This window comes from Aequorivita capsosiphonis DSM 23843 (genome assembly GCF_000429125.1).
Classification (GTDB): domain Bacteria; phylum Bacteroidota; class Bacteroidia; order Flavobacteriales; family Flavobacteriaceae; genus Aequorivita; species Aequorivita capsosiphonis.
Genome location: NZ_KE386850.1, coordinates 134,346 through 157,400 on the forward strand (window position 1 = coordinate 134,346; position 23,055 = coordinate 157,400).

Below are 23,055 nucleotides of genomic sequence, written 5' to 3' on the forward strand. Positions count from 1 at the left end.
TTCTGCGAAGAAGGAAAACTTGTGGGTTTTTCGTTTTTAATATTCCTATTTTTGCAAAACGAATATCAGATAAACACAAATCCTGAACTTAGCATAATTTGATCTCCAGAACAACCATAGACAACGTTTTTGAAACCGCTCGCGTTGAGGAGGTGATAGGCGATTTTGTACAGCTAAAGAAATCTGGAAGCAACTACAAAGGCCTCAGCCCATTTACGGATGAGCGCTCCCCGAGTTTTATGGTTTCTCCTGTTAAGCAAATCTGGAAGGATTTTAGTAGCGGAAAAGGAGGGAATGTGGTTTCTTTCTTAATGGAACACGAACATTTCACATATCCAGAAGCCATAAAATTCCTAGCAAAAAAATACGGAATTGAAATAGAGGAAACGGAGCAAACCCCTGAGGATAAGGAGCAGGCAAACGAACGTGAAAGTCTTTATTTAGTTAGTGAATTTGCAAAGGATTATTTCCACAACACCTTGCTAAAAACAGAGGAAGGAAAAGCAATTGGTCTTTCCTATTTTAAAGAGCGCGGTTTTACTGAGGAAACCGTCAAGAAATTTGAGCTCGGTTATTCCCCAGATTCTTGGGATGCATTTACCAGTCACGCAATTAAAAAGGCCTATAAACTGGAGTTTCTTGAAAAAACGGGATTGTCCATTGTAAAAGCGGAAAAACAATTTGACCGTTTTAAAGGAAGGGTGATGTTCCCAATTCGTAGTATGAGCGGACGAACCTTGGGTTTTGGCGGACGAATTTTAACTTCAGATAAAAAAGCGGCGAAGTATCTAAACTCTCCTGAGAGCGATATTTATCATAAAAGCAAAGTTCTCTATGGAATTTTTCACGCCAAACAAAGCATTGCTAAAGAAGACAATTGCTATTTGGTGGAAGGCTATACTGATGTTATCCAATTTCATCAAACAGGCATACACAATGTGGTTTCCTCTTCTGGAACGGCTTTAACCTCGGAACAGATTCGTTTAATAAATCGGCTTACCAAAAATATCACCGTTCTTTTTGATGGCGATGCTGCCGGACTTCGTGCATCTCTACGAGGAATAGACCTGATTTTGGAACAGGGAATGAATGTGAAAATTTGCACCTTCCCAGTGGGGGAGGATCCCGACAGTTTTTCGCGTAAAAATTCCTTGGAAGAACTGACGCTATATTTAGAAGAAAACGCCAAAGATTTTATCACCTTTAAAGCTTCTTTGTTAGCTTCCGAAGCAAAAAACGATCCTATAAAAAAAACGGAGACCATTCACGACATGGTCAATAGCATCGCAAAAATTCCAGATGTAATAAAGCGGGAGGTTTATGTGAAGGAATGTTCCCGAATTATGGATATTTCGGAGCAGGTACTTTTTAATACGCTTGCCCAAATATTTCAGAAAGATAAAAAAGAGGCTTCTAAAAAAGATGCTGCACCACAAGAGGCATTTCAGATTGTTCCTTCAGAAAAAAAGGTTGAAAAAGTAGATGTTCAATTTCAACTAGAGCAAAAAATAATAGAATTGCTATTGCTTTATGGTGGTTTGGAAGAGAATTTTGAAGAATTAATCATGGATGTCGACGAAAAGGGAGAAATCATCTTTAATCCTGAAAAACATAAGGCGCGCGTTTATGAAAAAATTTACCTCGATCTTCAGGACGACGAAATTGAGTTTACCAATACAGAATTTAAAGGGCTTTATCTTGAACTGATTTCTCGTTTCAACCTAGACCCAGAGGCGAAAGCTGAAAATTTTATAAATGATCTTGAGCCGGAGATGGCTTCTGCCGTTACAAATGTTTTGATGGAAGAGGAGCGTTATCTGCTTCACGATTGGGAACGCATGGAAATCTATGTAAAAGTAAAAAAACAGACGATCGCCCAAATAGTGAGCGAAACAATATTAAGCCTTCGGCGACATCTTGTTTCACAAAAAATAAATGAACTTTCTGAAACGATTCGGCTGGATGGGGCTATTGAAAAAGAGTTAATTTTACAGGAAATAATTGACTACATTAGTCTAAAAAAAGTGCTTTCTAACCAGTTGAACCGGGTTCTTTAGTTAAAATTGAAACATACGCGCCTGATTGAGCAATTCGGCCAAACTGTTTGCATTTAATTTTTTTAGAAGTCTTGTTTTATAAGTGCTCACGGTCTTTTCATTTATCTCTAATAAGACTGAGATATCTTTATTCCGTTTGCCACTGGATAGTAAATTAAGAACCTCGATTTCTCTTGAAGATAATTTTTTATAGCTCCCCACAAGGCTCTTATCATTTATTGAATTGCTGTTAAGAGCAAGAGCTAGTTTCTCATCTAAATATACTCCGCCTAAAGCGATTCGTTTTATGGCTTGGAGAAATACTTCCTTTGTTGCTGTTTTTGAGATATAGCCAGCAGCTCCTGATTTTATGGAACGCAGGGCATAGATCTCCTCTGGATGCGTTGAAAATATAGCGATTCGAGTTCTAGGAAATTCTTCACGTATCTTTTTTAGCGTTTGAAAAACTGTTATATTGGGTATATTAATTTCCAAAATCAGAATGTCTGGGCCCTCTTTTTGTAGACAGGACTCTATTTCAGGCCCACGACCTACTTTTCCCACTACTAAATATTCATTTGTACTTTTAAGCAAAACTTCCACGCCATTTGCTGTCAAAGGATGATGATCAGCAATTACAACTTTTTTCATCTTAATGATTTTAAAATATTAATTTAAAAATCGGAGCTACGATTTCCAATCACAAGAAGAAATTGCTCTTGAAATTTGATTTTAGGTAACCAATTTGTTTGGAAAATGTAATATTAAGACTAGGTTTTGAATTAATGAAATTTTAAGTTGAAGAATACTTAATCTTTCGCTTAAGAGTTAAAAATTTCGATAAATGACAATTTTACTTTAATTCCTCTGGAATGTTGCAAACTGGAATTGGAGCTACTTTATGCTGGTTAGCTTTATTGAGTCTGATGTAAATATCAAAAACTTCTTTCTTTTTTCCTGTAAAGTCTGTCGTAGATTTTCCCTGTTCACTCATTTTCATTGCCCATTCCAGTTCGTTATAGCTTGCGCCAAGCTGGTCTTCATCTGACCGGCTATCTCCAAATAAGCCGTCTGTTGGGGCGGCTTTCATGATTGAGTCTATAATGCCAAGTGCTTCTCCAAGTTGATATACTTCGCTTTTCATTAAATCGGCAATGGGGCTTAAATCTACTCCGCCGTCGCCGTATTTTGTAAAAAAACCGACGCCAAAATCTTCAATTTTATTTCCAGTTCCAGCCACGAGATATTTATGTAAACCTGCAAAATAGTACAGCGTCGTCATTCGTAAACGGGCGCGGGTATTCGCTAAGGACAGATCTAGAAAACTATCGTCGGTGGTTTGTGGTACTTGTGTTCTAAATTGTTCAAAGACGGAGGTCAAGTTTACCTCTGCATTGCTAACGTTAGAAAAATGTTCCTTTAAATGATTTATATGCGCCTTCCCTCTTGATACCTGATTTTCTGCTTGATGAATTGGCATTTCAACGCAAAGGGTTCGCAAACCTGTTTTAGCGCAAAGTGCTGAAACCACTGCCGAATCTATTCCGCCGCTAATCCCAATCACAAAACCATCCATCCCTGCTTGAATGCTGTAGGTTTTTAACCAATCTACAATGTGATCAATAACTTTTTCTGTTTTCATTTTTACCTATAGTGTTAAAGAATTGTGAATATAAATATGCTCGCAAAGACGCCAAGTCGCTAGGTTTTTTTAATTTTCTCTAAACTCTAAACTCTAAACTCTAAACTCTAAACTCTAAACTCTAAACTCTAAACTCTAAACTCTAAACTCCAAACCCTCCTTACGGCAGCCAAGCTTCTAAACTTCCAAACTTTTAAACCCATAAACTTTTTAACTCAATGCGCAAAAAAGTACCTTTGCAGCGCAAAAGTTGTTAAAGATAAAATTAATAAAAGGGAATGGCGTTAACCAACAATAACATTTTTTCTGCTATGAGATATATTGTGTTCGTTTTTCTTGGACTTCTACTTTTTTCCTGCAACAATTCTAACGATGTTGAAAAGGAAATTGATAAAATCCCTATGAATGTCGAAATAATTCGATTCGACAAGGAATTTGCCATGACCAAACCGAAAGATCTACCGAAATTAAAATCGGAGTTCCCTGCTTTTTTTCCAAAGCAATATAACGACAGTATTTGGATTGAAAAGTTGACTGATACGCTTCAGAATCAACTGGAAAATGAAGTGCTAAAAACCTTTCCTGAAGATAATTCTTTGATAGATATCCTTGTTCCACTATTTCAGCACATAAAATATTATTTTCCAGAATTTGAGACTCCAGTAGTGGTTACAACTACCTCAGATGTTGATTACCGCAATAAAGTTATTCTTACCGATAGTCTATTGGTGTTAGGTTTGGACAATTATTTGGGGAGCGACCATAAGTTTTATCAAGGGATTGATAAATATATTAGCAAAGAGATGAAACCTTCTCAAATGGGTCCTGACGTTGCAAAAATCTATGCGAAACAATTCGTAAAACCACCAAACAGGAGTTCTTTTCTTGGGCAGATAATTTATTACGGAAAACAGCTTTACCTGGAAGACTTATGGCTTCCAGATGCTACCGATGCTGAAAAAATAGGCTATACCGAAGACGAATACGCTTGGGCAGAAGAGAACGAAGAATACATATGGAGGTATTTTGTAGAAAAGGAATTGCTCTACAGTACCAATCCAAAACTGGGAGCCCGATTTATTAGTCCAGCGCCTTTTTCGAAATTTTATTTAGAAATAGATAACGAATCTCCTGGAATGCTAGGTCGCTATTTGGGCTGGAAAATAGTTCGAGCTTATATGGAAAGAAATAAAACAGATGTTCAGCGATTAATGATTCTGGATGCTGACGAAATATTTAAAAATTCAAAATACAAACCAAAGAAATAATGGCAATAAAACATACTTCCGAAATAAAGTTAAACATCGGGCTCGATGAAAATAAAATTCCCGAAACCATACAATGGACCGCAGAAGATGGCGGGATCACTAATGAAGAAACTAAGGCGGTAATGCTTTCTGTTTGGGACAATAAAAAAAAGGAATCACTTAGAATTGATCTTTGGACCAAAGATATGCCCGTAGATGAGATGAAGATTTTCTTTCACCAAACTTTGAGCGCTATGGCCGATACTTTTGAGCGCGCCACAGACGACAAGAAAATGAGCGCTACCATGCGTGATTTCTGTGAATATTTTGCGGAGAAATTGGAGCTAAAAAGAGAAGACTAGTTTAAGAAGCTAACAAAGCAGCAGGTCTTTTTAAAGGCCTGTTAGATTTTTGCTTATTTCTTCAATATAATTTAAAACCTCGTCTCTTCCTTCAGAATTACTGGCAGAGGTAACGAAGTATTTGGGCATTGCTTCCCAAGTTTCAAGCATTTTATTGGAATAAACCTCGATGTTTCTTTCCAAAGCTTTCGGTTTTAACTTGTCAGCTTTTGTAAAAATAATATTAAAAGGAATTCCGTTTTCGCCCATCCATTGCATAAATTCAAGATCAATGGGTTGCGGTTCATGCCGACAATCGACTAAAACAAAAGCGAGTATCATTTGTTCCCTTAGTTCAAAATAACTGGTGATGAATTTTTGAAATGTTTTTTTACTACTTTTTGAAACACGAGCATATCCATAGCCTGGTAAATCCACTAGATACCAATTTTTGTTGATAAGAAAATGATTTATAAGCTGTGTTTTTCCGGGTCTTCCAGAAGTTTTTGCTAGATTTTTTCGCAACATCAGCATATTAATTAGCGAAGATTTCCCCACGTTACTGCGGCCAATAAAAGCGTATTCTGGCATACGGTCTTTTGGGCATTTAGCGACATCGCTATTGCTCATTACAAATTCCGCGGATTTAATGTGCATTGTTTAAGATTTAAGCCCGCCTGCTGGAGGAGAGTTGTGAGTTATGATTTGTGAATGATAAAAAAAATGCATCATTAGCAACCTGCAACCTGTAATCAGAACTCCTTAGAATCCTCGTTTCTCTAACCAAGCATTGAGTAGTTGGTTAAATTCATCTGGATGTTCCATCATGGCGGCGTGGCCACATTTGTCAATCCAAAAAAGTTCTGAATCTGGCAAAAGTCGGTCAAATTCCACGGCAACATCTGGAGGTGTAACCTTGTCATTTCTGCCCCAGATTATACATGTTGGAGTATGCATTTTAGGTAGGTCTTTCGCCATGTTGTGACGTATGGCGCTTTTGGCTATGGCAAGGGTTCTAATTAGTTTATTTCTGTCGTTTACGGTTGTGTAAACATCATCTACAATTTCCTTGGTAGCAACTGCTGGGTCGTGAAAAACGTCTTCAGCTTTTTTCTTAATATACTCGTAGTCACCACGCTTTGGGTAGCTTTCACCCATGGCACTTTCATAGAGACCTGAACTGCCCGTTATCACTAATGCCTTTACCTTTTCAGGATACATTTTTGTGCAAAGCAAACCAATATGGCCTCCAAGGGAATTTCCAAGTAATATTACTTCATCGTATCCTAAATGATCGATAAACTGCGCCACATATTTAGCAAAGTTCTTAACATTAGTGCGTAACAAGGTCATTTTATAGATGGGCAATTCTGGCAGTAGAATTTTGTAACCCTTTGGAGGGAAGAAATCTGCCACACCATCAAAATTGCTCAAACCGCCCATGAGTCCGTGAAGGATAACGATAGGGGTGCCTTCGCCTATTTCTAAATATGAAAATTTTCCTTCTTTTTTTAAGTTTTCTGACATGCTTGTTTTCTGCAATTTAGAATGACAAAAGTAAACAAAATTATTTCATACAGTCTATATAAAATAAGGCTTTGTTATTCAGTAATTTGAATTCTTGTAGTTTCTAAAGTGGTGAAACTTATTAACAAAGTGGTAGAATGTGGTAAATTGTGGTAAAAGTTATTTATATTTGAATCAACAAATTGCAAATCGGTAATTTTCACAATGCTCAATCTAATAGGCACATACGAATGTAAAGCAGACGTAAAGGGACGCGTCATGGTCCCTGCGCCGTTGAAAAAACAGTTGGCTCCGTTTATGGCCGATGGTTTTGTGGTAAAGCGTGCCGTCTTTCAGCCTTGCTTGGAAATATACCCTATGAAAGAATGGGATGCCTTGATGCGAAAAATGGGCGATCTCAACAGGTTCACTCGAAAAAATAATGATTTCATCAGAAGGTTTACCGCTGGTGTAAAGATAGTTGAACTTGATGCAACGGGGCGTTTATTGATACCGAAAGATCTGCTCTCGTTTGCTGGAATAAGTAAAGAACTAGTTGTTTCATCCGCAATAAATATTGTGGAAATATGGGACAAAGATAGATACGAACAGGCTATTGATGATGCGGCAGATGACTTTGCTGATTTAGCTGAAGAAGTAATGGGGGATAAAAGCGATGGAGCTAATGGAATATCATAATCCAGTTTTGCTAAAAGAAACTGTTTCGGGGCTAAATATAAAGTCAGATGGAGTTTACGTAGACGTAACCTTCGGTGGTGGCGGACACTCGCGTGAGATTTTGGCGCAATTGGGTCCAGAAGGAAAGCTTATAGCATTTGATCAAGACAAGGATGCTTTGGTAAATGCTATTGACGATCCTAGATTTTTATTGATCAATCAGAATTTTCGTCTTATGAAGAAGTTCTTGCGCTTTCATGGATATAAAACGGTTGATGGTATTTTAGGTGACTTTGGGGTTTCGTCACACCAATTTGACGTTGCTGAACGAGGGTTTTCAACACGCTTTGAAGCTGAATTAGATATGCGTATGAACCGCGATAGCCGATTTTCTGCATATACGGTTGTCAACAAATATGAAGAGGTGGAGTTGAGAAATGTGCTTTCAAATTATGGTGAATTGAGAACTGCATCCGGAATGGCTCGTGCCATTGTTGAAGCGCGAGAAGAAGAAAAAATAAAAACAAGCGAACAGCTTAAAAAGGTATTACGAAGATTTTTGCCGGCTCATAGAGAGAATAAGATCTTGGCCCAAATTTATCAAGCTATTCGCATTGAAGTGAACCAAGAGTTGGAGGCTTTAAAAGAATTCTTATTACAAACCGAAGCGGTTTTAGAGACTGGGGGCAGAATAAGTTTGATAAGCTATCATTCTTTGGAAGATAGATTGGTAAAGCGTTACATCCGAAATGGAATGTTTGAGGGGGAGCCAGAAAAAGATGTTTTTGGAAATTTTGAAGTTCCTTTTAAAGCGGTTGGAAAATTCATTATTCCTTCCAAGAAAGAAATAAAGGAGAACAATCGTGCTAGAAGTGCTAAACTTCGCATTGCTGAGAAAATATAGATTTTCTGAAAAAGAGAGATGAGAATAAAGAGAAGAAAGTAAAGAATAAAGAATAAAGAGAAAAAGGATAGCGGATTGAAAGATGGTTTTTACAATATAATAAAAGGTAAGTTTTTAGTTAGTGATGACGCGCTCAAAAATTGGCGTTTCATCATTTTTCTTTCACTATTAGCTTTGGTGATGATTGCCAGTTCCCACAATGCTGATAAAAAGGTTCATAGAATTTCGAAGCTAAATTCGGAAGTAAAAGAATTGAAAAGTGAATATGTAGATGTGAGAATGATATTGATGCAATCGCGAATGGAGAGCAAAATAATAGCGGCCATGGAAAACAGAGGTTTACAACCTTCCATAAACCCGCCTAAGCGAATTCGAATTATTGAGAAGGAAGAGTAGCTTGATAGAAAGGGAATAAAGAGTAAATAATAAAGAGAAAAGAAGATACTGACCACTGCGTACTGAAATAATGGCTATAGAAGAAAAGAACATAATGAACCGTTTATACATCGTTGCTGGATGTATGTTCCTGTTTGCGCTCGCCATAAGTATAAAGTTGATGAACATACAGTTTATTGATGGTGAAAAATATCGGGAGCTGGCCAAAACAAGCACGGTGAAAAATTTTACTATCCCCGCCAATCGAGGTAATATTTATGCTGATGATGGCAGTCTTTTGGCTACTTCTGTTCCAAAATATGACATCCGTTTTGATGCTGTAACGATTTCTCCTGAAGATTTCAAAACAAATCTAAAGCCGCTATCTGAAGGTTTAAGTGCGATGTTCGGAAAGTCTGTTTCGCACTATCAAAATAAGCTCAGAAAAGCACGCGCTGACAAGAATAGGTATCTATTAATAGTTAAGAACTTAGGTTATTCAGATTATATTAAGGTAAAAAACTTACCACTTTTTCGAAAAGGACCATACAGAGGTGGAATAATCGTAGAACAACGCACGGTTAGGGAACATCCTATTGGGAAAATAGCCAAACGCACCGTGGGCGATGAAGCTTACGACCGTCCAGGATATTATGCTGTTGGTTTGGAAGGCGCTTTTAATGATCTGTTAACCGGAAAGGAAGGGCACCGTCTAAAGCAAAAAATTGCACAGGGACAATGGAAACCGGTTTATGACGAAAACGAAATTGAACCACAGGATGGTTATGATATTATTTCAACAATAAATGTGAACATTCAAGATATTGCGCACCATGCCTTGTTAAAACAACTAGAATATTACGAAGCGGAGCACGGAACCGTAATCGTTATGGAGGTAGCAACAGGAGAAATTAAAGCCGTTTCAAATTTGGGAAGAACTTCTTCAGGAACGTATTATGAAAAATTAAACTATGCTATTGGAGAGTCTCACGAGCCAGGGTCTACTTTTAAGGTTATGGCCTTAATGGCTGCATTGGAAGATAAAGTTATTGATACCAGTACAGTAATAGATACGGGAACTGGAAGAAAGGTTTTCTACGGAAAAGCAGTCAATGACTCACATCGTGGTGGTTTCGGTAAAATTTCGGCAGCGCGAGCATTGGAAGTTTCTTCAAATATTGGTTTGGCGACGATTATCGATGAACATTATGCTAAAAATCCTAATAAATTCCTAGATCGTTTAAAAAGTTGGCATTTAACCGAAAAGACCGGAGTTGCGATTAAAGGAGAGGGACAGCCATTTATACCACAGCCAGGTGGTAAAAACTGGAGTAAAAATGCACTGCCTTCTATGTCTTATGGTTATGGTTTGCGCATCACTCCGCTACAAACTTTAAACTTTTATAATGCTATTGCCAATCATGGTGTCATGGTGAAACCTCGCTTTATTAAAGAGGTACGTGCTTGGAATGAAAAAGTTACTGTTTACGATACTAAAATCACCAATCCTAAAATCTGTTCAGATGAAACGTTGGGGGCAATTCATGAAATTCTTAAAAATACGGTAGAACGGGGGACCGGTAGGTCATTATATTCTCCGGATTTTTCGATGGCTGGAAAAACGGGAACTGCACAAACCGAATATTGGATGGCAGACTTTGCGAGCAACCGTCGTTATGTGTCTTCCTTCGCTGGATATTTCCCTGCAGAAAATCCTAAATATTCCTGTATTGTGATTGTCCATAAACCTAGTATTAAAAAGGGTTTCTACGGAGCTGACGTTTCTGGGCCAGTTTTTAAAAGAATTGCCCAAAAAATATTTACTGAATCTCGAAATATTGATGCGGTGGAAGGAATCGAAAAAACAGATCCTGTTATCGAAAAAGACTTTGAACAGTATTATTCAAATCTGCAAAAACCAAGTGAAATCATCCCAAATGTTACTGGAATGGCTGGAATGGATGCAATTTCATTATTGGAAAACCTTGGGCTTAAAGTACAGATTGTAGGAAATGGAACAGTTTCCAAACAATCTATAAAATCTGGGGAAGCACTGAAAAAAGGACAGCAAATAACATTAAACTTATCGTGATTCTATTAAAAGACATACTCTATAAAGTTACTCTCGAAAAAGTCGTGGGAAGCACCTCTGTGGCCATTAATAATCTAGAATTTGACTCAAGGAATGTTTCTTTAAACGATGTTTTTATAGCAATAAAGGGAACTGTTTCAGATGGGCATCAATTTATCAAAAAAGCTGCTGATCAAGGTGCCTTGGCTATAATATGTGAAGAGTTGCCAGCGGATATTGTCAATGGAATTACTTACGTGCAGGTGGTTGATTCGCATAAGGCTTTGGCTATTATGGCAGCGAATTTTTATGGCAACCCTTCCGAAGAATTAAAATTAGTTGGAATAACCGGAACCAACGGAAAAACTACTATTTCATCACTGCTGTATCAGCTTTTCAAAAAAGCAGGGATGAAAACTGGATTACTTTCCACTGTAAAGATAATGGTGGGCGACAGGGAGTATAAAACTTCACATACAACGCCAGACTCATTGACGATCAACAAATATTTGCGTGAAATGGTTGATGCAGGTGTTGCGTTTTGTTTTATGGAAGTAAGCTCTCACGGAATTCATCAAAAGCGTACCGAAGCGCTTCAGTTTGTAGGAGGCATATTTACAAATTTATCGCACGATCATTTAGATTACCACAAAGACTTTGCGGAATACCGTGATGTAAAGAAATCATTTTTTGACGAATTGCCTAAATCTGCTTTCGCGTTGGTAAACATAGATGATAAAAATGGATTGGTAATGCTTCAAAATACGAAAGCAACGAAATATACTTACGCTTTAAAAACCTATGCAGATTATAAAGCACAGGTTTTGGAAAGCCAGTTCACCGGGCAACTTCTGAAAATGAATAATCAAGATGTTTGGGTAAAGCTCATAGGTGGTTTTAATGCTTACAATTTATTGGCAATCTATGGCGCTGCCCAACTTTTAGGTTTGGAGGATCTTGAAATACTTCAAATAATGAGCACCTTGGATAGTGTTGACGGTAGATTTCAGTATTTGATTTCGGAGAAAAAAATCACCGCGATAGTCGATTACGCACATACACCAGATGCTCTGAAAAATGTTTTGGAAACTATTAATAGCATCCGAACCGGAAATGAAGAGGTTATTACGGTTGTTGGTTGTGGTGGTGATCGCGATGCGAAAAAACGTCCCGTGATGGGGAATATCGCCGCTTCGTTGAGTACCAAAGTGGTTTTTACTAGTGACAATCCGCGTACTGAAAACCCCGATACGATTATTGAGCAGATTGAAACTGGAGTATCTGCAGAAAATTATAAAAAAACAATTTCAATAACAAACCGGAAGGAAGCTATTAAAGCAGCTTGCCAGATGGCGCAGGAAAATGATATCATATTAATAGCTGGAAAAGGTCATGAAACCTATCAAGATATTAATGGGGAACGTATCGATTTTGATGATTTTAAAATAGTAAACCAACTTTTAACAGCCCTAAACAAGTAACCCATGTTGTATTATCTTTTTGAATATCTGGATAAAACATACGATCTGCCAGGAACGGGTTTGTTTAATTTTATCACGTTTCGCGCGGCCTTGGCGGTTATATCATCACTTTTCATTGCTACTGTATATGGGAAGAAAATAATTGCTTACCTGCGGAAAAAACAAATTGGCGAATCTGTCCGTGATTTAGGTCTAGAAGGACAAAATGAAAAGGTGGGAACGCCAACAATGGGAGGAATTATAATCATTCTCGCAACATTGGTTCCTGTTTTGCTTTTTGCAAAACTTGAAAATATATATGTGATTCTGTTGATTGTAACCACACTTTGGATGGGAGTAATCGGTTTTATTGATGATTATATCAAAAAGTTTAAAAACGACAAAGAAGGATTGCCGGGGAAGTTTAAGGTAATTGGTCAAGTAGGTTTAGGACTTTTTGTTGGTGCTACTATGTTCTTTCATCCCGACATTGTTGTGCAGCGAAAAATTGACAATCCCGTTGCTCAAACCGAGATAAATTCCAATACCCCAACTACTGAGCATTATGTTAGAGATAAGTCTATGCTCACAACCATACCTTTCGTAAAGGCTAATGAATTCAACTACTCCGAACTTATAAGTTGGGCGGGAGAAAATTACAAGAGCTATGTGTGGTTGATTTTTATTCCAATTGTAATTTTCATTATTACTGCGGTTTCAAATGGCGCTAATCTTACTGATGGAATTGATGGGCTCGCGGCTGGAACTTCCGCAATTATAGGAATTACCCTCGCGCTGTTTGCGTGGGTTTCAGGCAACGTTATTTTTTCAGACTATCTCAATATTATGTACATCCCCAACACGGGAGAAATGACCATATTTATTATGGCTTTTGTTGGTGCGCTTATTGGGTTTTTGTGGTACAACGCCTATCCAGCTCAAGTTTTTATGGGTGATACAGGAAGTTTAACCATTGGCGGAATTATCGCTGTAATAGCCATCGCCGTTCGAAAGGAATTGTTGATACCCATTCTCTGCGGCATCTTTTTAATGGAGAATCTATCCGTGGTTTTGCAGGTAGGCTGGTTTAAATACACGAAGAAAAAGTTTGGTGAAGGAAGGCGCATTTTTAGAATGTCGCCACTACATCATCATTATCAAATAAAGGGCTTTCACGAAAGTAAGATTGTAACAAGGTTTTGGATTGTAGGAATATTTTTAGCAGTCATTACGATTGTAACATTGAAAATTAGGTAAAAAAGTTGAAGCGTTTAGATATTTATGAACTTGCCCGCCTTAAAAGGGTTTATGAAAACACTTTCCGGCTTTTAGACCTGATTAAAGAAAAATAATATCAATGAATTATGAAACAAAGAATTGTAATTCTTGGTGCTGGTGAAAGCGGTGTTGGAACTGCTATTTTAGCCAAAATGAAGGGGTTTGAGGTGTTTGTTTCAGACTTCGGAAAAATAAAAGAAAAGTACAAACACGTTCTTTTAAATAATGGGATTGAATGGGAAGAGGAAGGTCATTCTGAAGAAAAAATTCTCTCTGCCAATGTTGTGATGAAAAGTCCGGGAATTCCGGAGACGGCGCCAATAGTCAAAAAATTGCACGCGAATGATGTGAAAGTGATTTCAGAAATTGAATTCGCTTCAAAATTCACAACGGCGAATATCGTAGGGATTACCGGAAGCAACGGAAAAACAACTACCGCTTGTTTAACATACGAATTGTTGAAAAATGGTGGATTGAATGTCGCTTTAGGTGGAAACATCGGGAAAAGTTTTGCGGAACAAGTTTCGGAAGCGAGGTATGAAAATTTTGTTTTGGAACTCAGTAGTTTTCAGCTTGACGGAATTGAAACCTTTGCGCCACACATTGCACTTTTGATCAATTTGAGTCCAGATCATTTGGATAGATATGATTACAAATATGAAAATTATATTGAATCAAAATTCAGGATTATAATGAATCAGACCTCTGAAGATTATTTTATATATGATGCGGATGATGTAGAAATTATAAAATGGCTTTCAAAAAACCCCATAAAATCGCAGCCACTACCTTTTTCGGTTAAAAGAGAACTGAAACAGGGAGCATTTAAAAGAAACAACGAAATAATAATAAAAATAAATAATAAAGAATTCAATATGCCAATCGCAACAATAGGAATCCAAGGAGAGCACAATGTGAAAAATGCAATGGCCGCTTCAACGGTAGCTACCTTATTAAGAATTAGAAAACAAACCATTCGTGAAAGTTTGGAAGGTTTTCAAGGCGTGGAACACCGACTTGAAAATGTTTTAAAAATTAATAATGTGTTGTATGTAAACGACAGCAAAGCAACCAATGTGAACGCTACTTTTTTCGCGCTAGACAGCATGGAAAACCCAACGGTTTGGATTGTTGGCGGGGTGGACAAGGGTAACGAATACAGCGAGCTTATGCCATTGGTAAATGAAAAAGTAAAAGCGATAATTTGCTTGGGTGTGGATAATGAAAAATTGATTGCAGCCTTTGGAAATATTGTGGATACTATTGTTGAAACTGATTCAATGGCTATGGCGGTTAAGATTGCGTACAAATTGGCTGAGCGCAACAATACCGTTTTACTTTCTCCTGCCTGTGCGAGTTTTGATTTATTTGAGAACTACGAAGATCGCGGAAGACAATTTAAAGAAGCAGTCCGAAATTTATAAATATCAAAACCACAAAAAAATAAGCAATAACAATAAATAATAACAATAAACAATAAGTAATAATCAGTGCGAAACATATTCCAATACATACAAGGTGACAGGGCGATTTGGGGGATCATCGGTTTTTTGGCGCTCTTTTCCTTCTTGCCAGTTTATAGTGCGAGCAGTAATTTGGCCTATATGTATGGCGATGGAAGCACTTTTCCATATTTATTCTGGCATTTTGCACATTTAATTTTAGGTTTTGCAATTTTATACGGCGTACACAAAATTCCTTACAACTATTTTAGAGGCTTGTCAATCATAGCGGTTCCCATTGTAATTATATTGTTGGTAGTAACCATGGCTGAGGGAAAAACTATTGATGGGGCCAATGCCAGTCGTTGGATCCGAATTCCTTTTGTGGGGGTTACTTTTCAAACTTCAACGTTGGCAGGTGTAGTTTTAATGACTTACGTAGCACGCTATTTATCACGAATAAAAGATAAAACGCTCACATTCAAAGAAACTATATTGCCCTTATGGTTTCCAGTATTTTTTGTACTTGCTTTAATTCTGCCGGCCAACTTCTCCACAACAGCCATTTTCTTTGCGATGGTAATAGTTTTGGTTTTTATTGGGGGTTATCCACTTCGTTATTTAGGAATTATTTTAGGTGCGGGGTTAATTTTTCTTATGCTTTTTGTCCTTAGTGCGAAAGCATTTCCTGGCGTGTTTTCTAACCGTGTGGATACTTGGATCAACAGGGTTGAAAATTTTGCCGACAATAAAGATACCGATGCAGATTATCAAATAGAAAAAGCAAAAATAGCTATAGCATCTGGTGGAATAACAGGATTAGGACCCGGTAAAAGTGTTCAGAAAAACTTTTTACCGCAGTCATCCTCAGATTTTATCTATGCTATTATAGTGGAAGAATTCGGCCTTGTAGGTGGTCTCTTTTTAATGCTGCTCTATTTGTTATTGCTATTTAGAATTGTTGTGGTCGCGCATAAATCCACCTCGATTTTTGGGAAGCTACTCGTTGTTGGTGTAGGCATGCCGATTATTTTTCGGGCCTTGATAAATATGTCTGTGGCAGTCGAGTTATTTCCTGTAACCGGACAAAATCTGCCATTGATTAGTAGTGGAGGTACCTCAATATGGATGACGTGTTTGGCAATGGGAATGATTTTAAGTGTGAGCGCAAAACGTGAAGTAGTGGTAAAAGAAGAAACGGAAGAAAATCCATTGGATATTTTAAGTGAAACAATATAACCGTAGAGACGCATTATAACGCGTCTAGGTTAAAAAGAAAAACGAAGAACAAAGAACAAAGAACAAAGTGTAAAGAAGAAAGAAAAAAGAAAAAAGAGTAGAGAAAAGTGAAACCAAAAAAATTCATCATATCAGGCGGAGGAACTGGGGGGCATATTTACCCGGCCATTGCCATTGCGAACGAGTTAAAATCTCGTTTTGCAGATGCTGAATTTTTATTTGTTGGCGCCCAGGATCGAATGGAAATGGAGAGAGTGCCGCAGGCAGGGTATAAAATAAAAGGCCTTTGGATTTCTGGTTTACAGCGAAGTCTGTCTTTACAGAATTTAGCATTTCCGCTAAAGTTGGTTTCCAGTTTAAGCAAGTCACAAAGAATTCTTAGGCAATTTAAACCTGATGTAGCCATCGGAACCGGCGGATATGCCAGTGCGCCTTTATTGCGTATGGCTGCAATGAGAAATATTCCTTGCTTAATTCAGGAACAGAACAGCCACGCAGGAATAACGAACAAATGGTTGAGCGGAAAAGTGCAAAAAATTTGTGTGGCGTATGAAGGTATGGGTGCATTCTTTCCTTCAGAAAAAATAAAGTTAACAGGTAATCCTGTTCGGCAAGATTTGCTGACTACTATTTCAAAAGAAGAAGCCATATCATTCTTCAATTTGAAAAAGGAGAAGAAAACGCTGTTGGTTTTAGGTGGGAGTTTAGGGGCGAGAAGGATAAATGAACTCATTGAAAAGTCATTGCCATTTTTTGCAAAACACAAGCTGCAGGTAATTTGGCAATGCGGCAAATTTTATGAAGAAACATATAAAAACAAAGGAAGTGAAACCGTGCAAATACATGCGTTTTTAAACAGGATGGATATGGCCTATGCGGCAGCAGATTTTATAATTTCAAGAGCGGGTGCGCTTTCTGTTTCTGAGTTGTGTTTGGTGGGTAAACCGGTAGTTTTTATTCCATCTCCAAACGTGGCAGAGGATCATCAAACGAAAAACGCAACGGCAATTTCGGAAAAGAATGCGGCCTTGTTGATTAGCGAAAGTGAGCTGGATTCCAGTTTTGAAAATAATTTTTTAGAATTGATTGCTTCCGAAGAAAAACAAAACACACTTTCAGAAAACATAAAGAAACTGGCAAAACCAAATGCCACAAAAGATATAGTTGAAGAAATTGAGAAACTATTAAAAATGAGTTGAAGAGTTGAGATGTCGATGAATTTAGGGGCTAAACTTCTAAACTCATCGACTAAAATTAAATTTTGAACCTTGAATTTTAAACCTTGAATAACATTAAAAACATACAAACCTTCTATTTCATCGGTATCGGTGGGATTGGGATGAGTGCGCTCGCACGTTATTTCAAAATGCAAGGGAAGGCTGTGTTTGGTTATGACAAGACTTCAACCGATCTAACTGACGCATTGGTTTCCGAAGGAATTCCGGTGACATTTACTGATGAAATTTCAGAAATCCAAGCAGAGGTTGTTTCGAATGCCTCGCCTGCCGATAGGAGGGAAAACGTGTTGGTGGTTTATACCCCTGCAGTTCCTAAGAATAATAAAATTTTAAACTTTTTCTTATCAGAAGATTTTACAATCGTGAAACGCGCCGAACTTTTAGGTGAAGTATCCAAAAATACACTTTGTCTTGCCGTTGCCGGAACGCACGGAAAAACAACAACTTCGGCGATTTTAGGCCATTTGTTAGCAGCGTGTAATATGCCGGTTACCGCGTTTTTAGGCGGGATCGCTGAAAATTACAATTCGAATTTTATTTACAAAGGCAGCGAAATAACCGTCGTGGAAGCAGATGAGTTTGATCGCTCCTTTTTACAACTTAGACCAGACATCGCCTGCGTTACTTCGATGGACGCGGATCATCTGGATATTTATGGAGATATTTCAGAAATCGAGAATGCCTTTATAAGCTTTGCTGATTTGGTTGAAAAGAAGGAAAATCTATTTGTTAAAAAAGACCTTCCGCTTAACGGGTTGTCGGTTGCGGTAGAAGAAACAGCCGATTATTCAGCTCAAAACATTAGAATTGATAATGGAGCTTATTTGTTCAATTTAAAAACTCCTTCAGAAACTTTTAAAAATTTAACTTTTAATCTTCCTGGGCATCATAATCTTACAAATGCCGTTATGGCATTAGGGATGGCAATTTTAGCAGGAAGCCCCAGAGATATGCTGCCTAAGGCTTTAGCATCTTTTACGGGTGTAAGGCGAAGGTTTTCATATAAAATAAAAACGGAAGAACTAGTCTTGATTGACGATTATGCCCATCACCCAACAGAATTGGATGCACTTTATCAAGCAGTTGAGGAAATGTATCCAAATGACCATAAGCAGATCGTTTTTCAGCCACATCTTTTTAGTAGAACACGTGATTTTGCGGAAGCATTTGCAAAAAGTCTTTCACAATTTGATGAAGTTGTATTGTTGGATATCTACCCTGCGCGCGAAGAACCAATAGAAGGTATTACTTCGCAATGGCTGTTGAATCAGGTTACTGTAACAAAAAAAAGGTTGGTGTTTAAATCTGCTTTACCCGAAGTATTGTTAGAGTCTAAATGTAAGGTAAAATTGTTGGTAGGTGCCGGAGACATTGGTGTTGAAGTGAATAAGATAACTGAAAAATTGAAAAATGAAGCGTAGTCTAGTAATACTTAAGTTTCTCATTTTGCTTGGGCTGATAGCCTTTCTTTTCAGTTTTACTAAGAAGCGAAATGATAACAGAAAACTGACCAAGATTGAGGTGGAATTCCTTGACGATAACAGTCCGTTTATCACCCATAATACAGTTAATAAATTGTTGATACTAAATCAAGCAAAGGTTACGGACATAGACAAAGAAGGTTTAGTTTTGAGAAAGATGGAAAAGCGGCTTTTGGAAAACCCTATGGTTCGTACTGCCCAGGTTTATGTGACGATTGATGGTACTTTAGGAGCGAAAATTGAACAACGAAAACCAATAGGAAGAGTGTCTGCGTCGCCAGATTACTATTTAGATGAAGACGGAAAGCGCATGCCATTGTCTGAAGTCTATTCGGCTAGAGTTCCACTAATTACTGGAGATTCAGAGAATGATTTTAATGAAGTTACCTCCTTACTTCTGAAAATAAATAAGGATGAGTTTATGAAAACAAGTGTAGTGGGGATAGACAGAAAAAAGGATGGCGATATAGAATTGGAGCTTCGAAAGACGAATTTGAAAGTTCTCTTCGGAAAGCCAGAAGATATTGATAAAAAGTTTCAAAACTTTAAGGCATTTTATAAAAAAACAAAAGAAGATAGTACCCTTTTTGGGTACAATTTGGTAAACTTGAAATTTGATAGTCAGGTAATTGCCACAAAAAAATTTGGCCATGGAAAATGATAATATTGCTGTAGGATTAGACATTGGGACAACCAAGATAGTTGCCATGATTGGAAGAAGAAACGATTATGGAAAAATGGAGGTCTTAGGAATAGGGAAAGCGAAAAGCCTCGGGGTTCACCGTGGGGTTGTAAACAATATTACCCAAACTATTCAGTCTATCCAACAAGCAGTGCAAGATGCAGAAACATCTTCAGGTATGAAGATAAAAGAGGTTGTTGTAGGCATTGCAGGGCAGCATATACGCAGTCTACAACACAGTGATTACATTACACGTCAAGATGGAGAAGAAGTGATTACAGAAGAGGATATAGAAAAACTCTGTAATCAGGTTCATAAGTTGGTTATGCTCCCGGGCGAGGAAATATTACACGTGCTTCCGCAAGACTTTAAAGTGGATAGCCAAGCCGAAGTTAAGGAGCCTATTGGAATGTACGGAGCGCGATTGGAAGCAAATTTCCACGTGGTTGTAGGTCAGGTTTCCTCCATTAGAAATGTTGGTAGATGTATAAAAAGCGCTGGATTGGAGCTTTCGGCGATTACGCTGGAACCTTTGGCTTCTGCGAGAGCAGTTTTGAGTCAAGAGGAAAAGGAGGCGGGTGTTGCGCTAGTTGATATTGGTGGTGGAACTACAGATTTAGCCATTTTTAAAGATGGAATTATTCGTCATACTGCAGTGATACCTTTCGGTGGAAATGTGATTACTGATGACATTAAAGAGGGATGCTCCATTATTGAAAAGCAGGCGGAACTTTTAAAAATAAAATTTGGTTCTGCATGGCCAGGGGAGAACAAGGATAATGAAATAGTTTCCATTCCTGGTCTTCGTGGAAGAGAGCCCAAAGAAATCAGCTTAAAGAATTTGTCTAAAATAATCCATGCGCGCGTCATTGAGATTATCGAGCAGGTTTATATGGAAATTAAGAATTACGGGCACGAGGAGCAAAAAAAGAAACTTATTGCTGGAATAGTTCTAACTGGTGGCGGGGCGCAGCTTCAGCATATTAAACAATTGGTAGAATATATTACAGGCATGGATACTCGCATAGGTTATCCCAATGAACATTTAGCTGGTGATAGCGATCCTGAAACTACGAGTCCAATGTATGCTACTGCGGTAGGATTAGTGCTAAACAGTTTGGAGAGCAAAGGAAAATCCTCTCTTATGAAACGTTTTCCAACAGAGGAAACCAAGAAAGAGGAGGATGAGAAAATAGCTTCGGAGGCAACTACACATAAAGAAGTAGAAGAAGAAATTAAAGAAGAGGAACCAAAAGACCGAAAACGATTTTTCGATAAGTGGGCGGAGAAGTTTAAGGAATTTTTGGATAACGCTGAGTAAAAAGATATTCAGTCCCGATAGCTATCGTGAGTGGCAGTATTCAGTAAATAAGGTAAAGAAAAATAAAAAAAATTGCAATAAAAAATAATAATTATGAGCAGCAACACAGAATTTGATAACATTTCATTCGATCTGCCCAAAAACCAATCCAACGTGATTAAGGTGATTGGTGTAGGGGGTGGCGGAAGTAACGCAATTAACCATATGTTCACTCAGGGCATAAAAGGAGTTGACTTTGTAATCTGCAACACAGATTCCCAGGCATTGGAAAACAGCCCTGTGCCCGTTAAAATACAATTGGGCGTTTCCTTAACAGAAGGCTTAGGCGCTGGGGCAAACCCAATGGTGGGTGAGCAATCTGCCGTGGAAAGTATGGAAGAAATTCGCAGCATGCTTACCACGAATACGAAAATGATTTTTATTACCGCCGGCATGGGCGGTGGTACAGGTACAGGTGCGGCGCCAATTATTGCAAAGATGGCAAAGGATATGGACATTCTTACAGTTGGAATTGTAACGATACCATTTCAATTTGAAGGAAAAACTAGAAATGAACAGGCACATATTGGGGTTGAAAAGCTACGCGCAAATGTGGATTCATTGGTGGTAATCAACAATAATAAACTGCGCGACGTTTATGGAAACCTAGGTTTTAAAGCCGGTTTTTCAAAAGCTGATGAAGTTTTGGCAACTGCTGCTCGTGGTATCGCTGAAGTTATAACGCATCACTATACGCAAAACATTGACCTTCGCGATGCCAAAACAGTGCTTTCAAATAGTGGAACAGCCATCATGGGAAGTTCTATTGCTTCGGGTGCTAACAGAGCAAAAGAGGGAATTGCCAGAGCATTGGACTCTCCCTTGTTAAACGACAACAAAATAAAAGGTGCTAAAAACGTCTTGCTGCTTATCGTTTCTGGTTCCGATGAAATTACCATCGACGAAATTGGTGAAATCAGTGACCACATTCAAAATGAAGCGGGACACAGTGCAAATATTATTATGGGTGTTGGCGAAGAGGAAAGCTTGGAAGGTTCAATCTCCATAACTGTTATTGCAACAGGCTTTAACTTTGAGCAACAAAACGAAATAGTAAATACTGAAACTAAAAAAATAATACACACGCTGGAAGACGAGCAAAAAGCCGAACAGGACTTAACTCCGAAAGCTTCTGCAACTTCTGTGCGATTACCTGAAGCACCAATAAAAACGCTGCCTAAAGCCGAAGCTCCCGTTGTAAAACACACTTTGTTTGATACGGAAGAGGAAGAAGTGGAAGAAAAACCGCCTTTTGAGGGTTATATAGAAACTACCGAACTTCTAAAATCGCTTAATATTTCCTATAAAGAAGTACAGGCAAAAAAGACTGAGGAATTTGACCAAGTTGAAGTTAATAAAATAAACGTCAATGAATTTGTTATCATCGAGGCGCCAAAAAAGGAAGAAGTAAGTAAGCCAGAAGTAGCTGCCAATGAAAGTGATGAACAGATATTAATGTTTGATCTTCCTATAAATCCAACTCCGAAAAAAGCTGCGGATAGTGAGAAAAGAGAAGATACTAATTTTTTTAATTTGAGTGAAATTGAAGTTCAGGATCACGTTGAAGTTGTACCTGTTACGGAAGTTTCAAATGATGGAATAAAGCGTTACAGTTTAGACGATTATCAAGAAGTAGAAGATCGTTTAAACAGTGCAAAGCCTTCAAAAGCTGAAATAGAGGAAATAGATGAAGAAGTAGCATTCGAAAAAAGAACGCTTTCAAAACCTGAAGTTGACGAAGCTGCTACTCCAGAAACGGAGGTTGATCCCTTAAATTCACCAATTTCAAAATTGTTGATAGAGCGCACGGAGGAACGCAAGAGAAAAATGAAGGAGTTTAATTATAAGTTTAAAAACAGTCCTTCCCGTATAGACGAAATAGAAAAACAACCGGCTTACAAGCGTATGGGGATTGATTTGAATGAGACTAAAAACGAATCAAATGTTTCGCGTACTTCCGTGAATACAGATGATGACGGAATTGAATTGCGTAAAAACAATTCATTTTTACACGACAATGTAGACTAAATCGCAGTTTTTCACTTAGAGCGGGCCCGAATTTCAGTAATGATTTC

Annotated in this window: 20 protein-coding genes; 16 read left to right on the forward strand and 4 right to left on the reverse strand. The window is 38.0% G+C overall.

All coding sequences use genetic code 11. The annotated features are described in order from the left end of the window. Positions 1-98: 98 nt before the first annotated feature. Positions 99-2,057 (forward strand): DNA primase, encoded by a 1,959-nt coding sequence (gene dnaG / locus G440_RS0117920; protein WP_026452554.1) that lies wholly within the window; start codon positions 99-101, stop codon positions 2,055-2,057. On the opposite strand, the gene G440_RS0117925 is transcribed toward dnaG, so the two are convergent. Further along, complete coding sequence (locus G440_RS0117925; RefSeq protein WP_026452555.1) at positions 2,058-2,687, reverse strand: response regulator; 630 nt, start codon at positions 2,685-2,687, stop codon at positions 2,058-2,060. 202 nt (positions 2,688-2,889) lie between these two features. After that, positions 2,890-3,678 (reverse strand): NAD(+) synthase, encoded by a 789-nt coding sequence (nadE, locus tag G440_RS0117930; RefSeq protein ID WP_026452556.1) that lies wholly within the window; start codon positions 3,676-3,678, stop codon positions 2,890-2,892. 311 nt (positions 3,679-3,989) lie between these two features. Between nadE and gldB the strand changes: the two genes are divergently transcribed. Next, entirely contained in the window at positions 3,990-4,946 is a 957-nt protein-coding gene (gldB, locus tag G440_RS0117935) for a gliding motility lipoprotein GldB (protein ID WP_026452557.1), read from the forward strand. Further along, positions 4,946-5,287, forward strand: a complete 342-nt coding sequence (gene gldC, locus G440_RS0117940; protein ID WP_026452558.1) for a gliding motility protein GldC — start codon at positions 4,946-4,948, stop codon at positions 5,285-5,287. Before gldB ends, gldC begins: the two co-directional genes overlap by 1 nt. A 30-nt stretch (positions 5,288-5,317) precedes the next feature. Here gldC and yihA read toward each other — a convergent pair whose 3' ends face one another. Together yihA and G440_RS0117950 are read right to left on the reverse strand one after the other, a co-directional pair. Continuing rightward, complete coding sequence (yihA, locus tag G440_RS0117945) at positions 5,318-5,923, reverse strand: ribosome biogenesis GTP-binding protein YihA/YsxC (RefSeq protein ID WP_026452559.1); 606 nt, start codon at positions 5,921-5,923, stop codon at positions 5,318-5,320. 105 nt (positions 5,924-6,028) lie between these two features. Further along, on the reverse strand, positions 6,029-6,793 hold the full coding sequence (locus G440_RS0117950) for an alpha/beta fold hydrolase (RefSeq protein ID WP_026452560.1): 765 nt from the start codon (positions 6,791-6,793) through the stop codon (positions 6,029-6,031). Between the two features lie 204 nt (positions 6,794-6,997). Here G440_RS0117950 and mraZ point away from each other — a divergent pair, with 204 nt between their 5' ends. From mraZ to ftsZ, 13 genes are all read left to right on the forward strand, one after another. Next, the gene (gene mraZ, locus G440_RS0117955) at positions 6,998-7,471 is read left to right on the forward strand and encodes a division/cell wall cluster transcriptional repressor MraZ (RefSeq protein WP_026452561.1); all 474 of its coding nucleotides are present in this window, start codon (positions 6,998-7,000) and stop codon (positions 7,469-7,471) included. Continuing rightward, positions 7,458-8,354, forward strand: coding sequence for a 16S rRNA (cytosine(1402)-N(4))-methyltransferase RsmH (gene rsmH, locus G440_RS0117960; protein ID WP_026452562.1), 897 nt, complete (start codon positions 7,458-7,460; stop codon positions 8,352-8,354). The genes mraZ and rsmH overlap by 14 nt, the downstream gene beginning before the upstream one ends. 75 nt (positions 8,355-8,429) lie before the next feature. Continuing rightward, complete coding sequence (locus tag G440_RS0117965) at positions 8,430-8,750, forward strand: FtsL-like putative cell division protein (RefSeq protein ID WP_026452563.1); 321 nt, start codon at positions 8,430-8,432, stop codon at positions 8,748-8,750. 70 nt (positions 8,751-8,820) lie between these two features. Continuing rightward, positions 8,821-10,821: a penicillin-binding protein gene (locus tag G440_RS0117970; protein ID WP_026452564.1), complete on the forward strand. Its 2,001-nt coding sequence runs from the start codon at positions 8,821-8,823 to the stop codon at positions 10,819-10,821. Further along, entirely contained in the window at positions 10,818-12,281 is a 1,464-nt protein-coding gene (locus G440_RS0117975; protein WP_026452565.1) for a UDP-N-acetylmuramoyl-L-alanyl-D-glutamate--2,6-diaminopimelate ligase, read from the forward strand. Before G440_RS0117970 ends, G440_RS0117975 begins: the two co-directional genes overlap by 4 nt. Positions 12,282-12,284: 3 nt before the next feature. Then, positions 12,285-13,517: a phospho-N-acetylmuramoyl-pentapeptide-transferase gene (gene mraY / locus G440_RS0117980; protein ID WP_026452566.1), complete on the forward strand. Its 1,233-nt coding sequence runs from the start codon at positions 12,285-12,287 to the stop codon at positions 13,515-13,517. A 107-nt stretch (positions 13,518-13,624) separates the two neighbouring features. Next, the gene (murD, locus tag G440_RS0117985) at positions 13,625-14,962 is read left to right on the forward strand and encodes a UDP-N-acetylmuramoyl-L-alanine--D-glutamate ligase (protein ID WP_026452567.1); all 1,338 of its coding nucleotides are present in this window, start codon (positions 13,625-13,627) and stop codon (positions 14,960-14,962) included. A 66-nt stretch (positions 14,963-15,028) separates the two neighbouring features. Then, entirely contained in the window at positions 15,029-16,219 is a 1,191-nt protein-coding gene (locus G440_RS0117990; protein ID WP_026452568.1) for an FtsW/RodA/SpoVE family cell cycle protein, read from the forward strand. Positions 16,220-16,326: 107 nt separating this feature from the next. Beyond that, positions 16,327-17,418, forward strand: a complete 1,092-nt coding sequence (gene murG / locus G440_RS0117995) for an undecaprenyldiphospho-muramoylpentapeptide beta-N-acetylglucosaminyltransferase (protein WP_026452569.1) — start codon at positions 16,327-16,329, stop codon at positions 17,416-17,418. Between the two features lie 83 nt (positions 17,419-17,501). Then, entirely contained in the window at positions 17,502-18,878 is a 1,377-nt protein-coding gene (gene murC, locus G440_RS0118000) for a UDP-N-acetylmuramate--L-alanine ligase (protein ID WP_026452570.1), read from the forward strand. Beyond that, on the forward strand, positions 18,868-19,599 hold the full coding sequence (locus tag G440_RS0118005) for a cell division protein FtsQ/DivIB (protein ID WP_026452571.1): 732 nt from the start codon (positions 18,868-18,870) through the stop codon (positions 19,597-19,599). Before murC ends, G440_RS0118005 begins: the two co-directional genes overlap by 11 nt. After that, positions 19,589-20,941 carry a cell division protein FtsA gene (ftsA, locus tag G440_RS0118010; protein WP_026452572.1) on the forward strand — a complete coding sequence of 451 codons (1,353 nt, stop codon included), beginning with the start codon at positions 19,589-19,591 and terminating at the stop codon, positions 20,939-20,941. Before G440_RS0118005 ends, ftsA begins: the two co-directional genes overlap by 11 nt. A gap of 93 nt (positions 20,942-21,034) precedes the next feature. Continuing rightward, positions 21,035-23,008: a cell division protein FtsZ gene (gene ftsZ / locus G440_RS0118015; protein ID WP_026452573.1), complete on the forward strand. Its 1,974-nt coding sequence runs from the start codon at positions 21,035-21,037 to the stop codon at positions 23,006-23,008. The last annotated feature ends 47 nt before the right edge of the window (positions 23,009-23,055 follow it).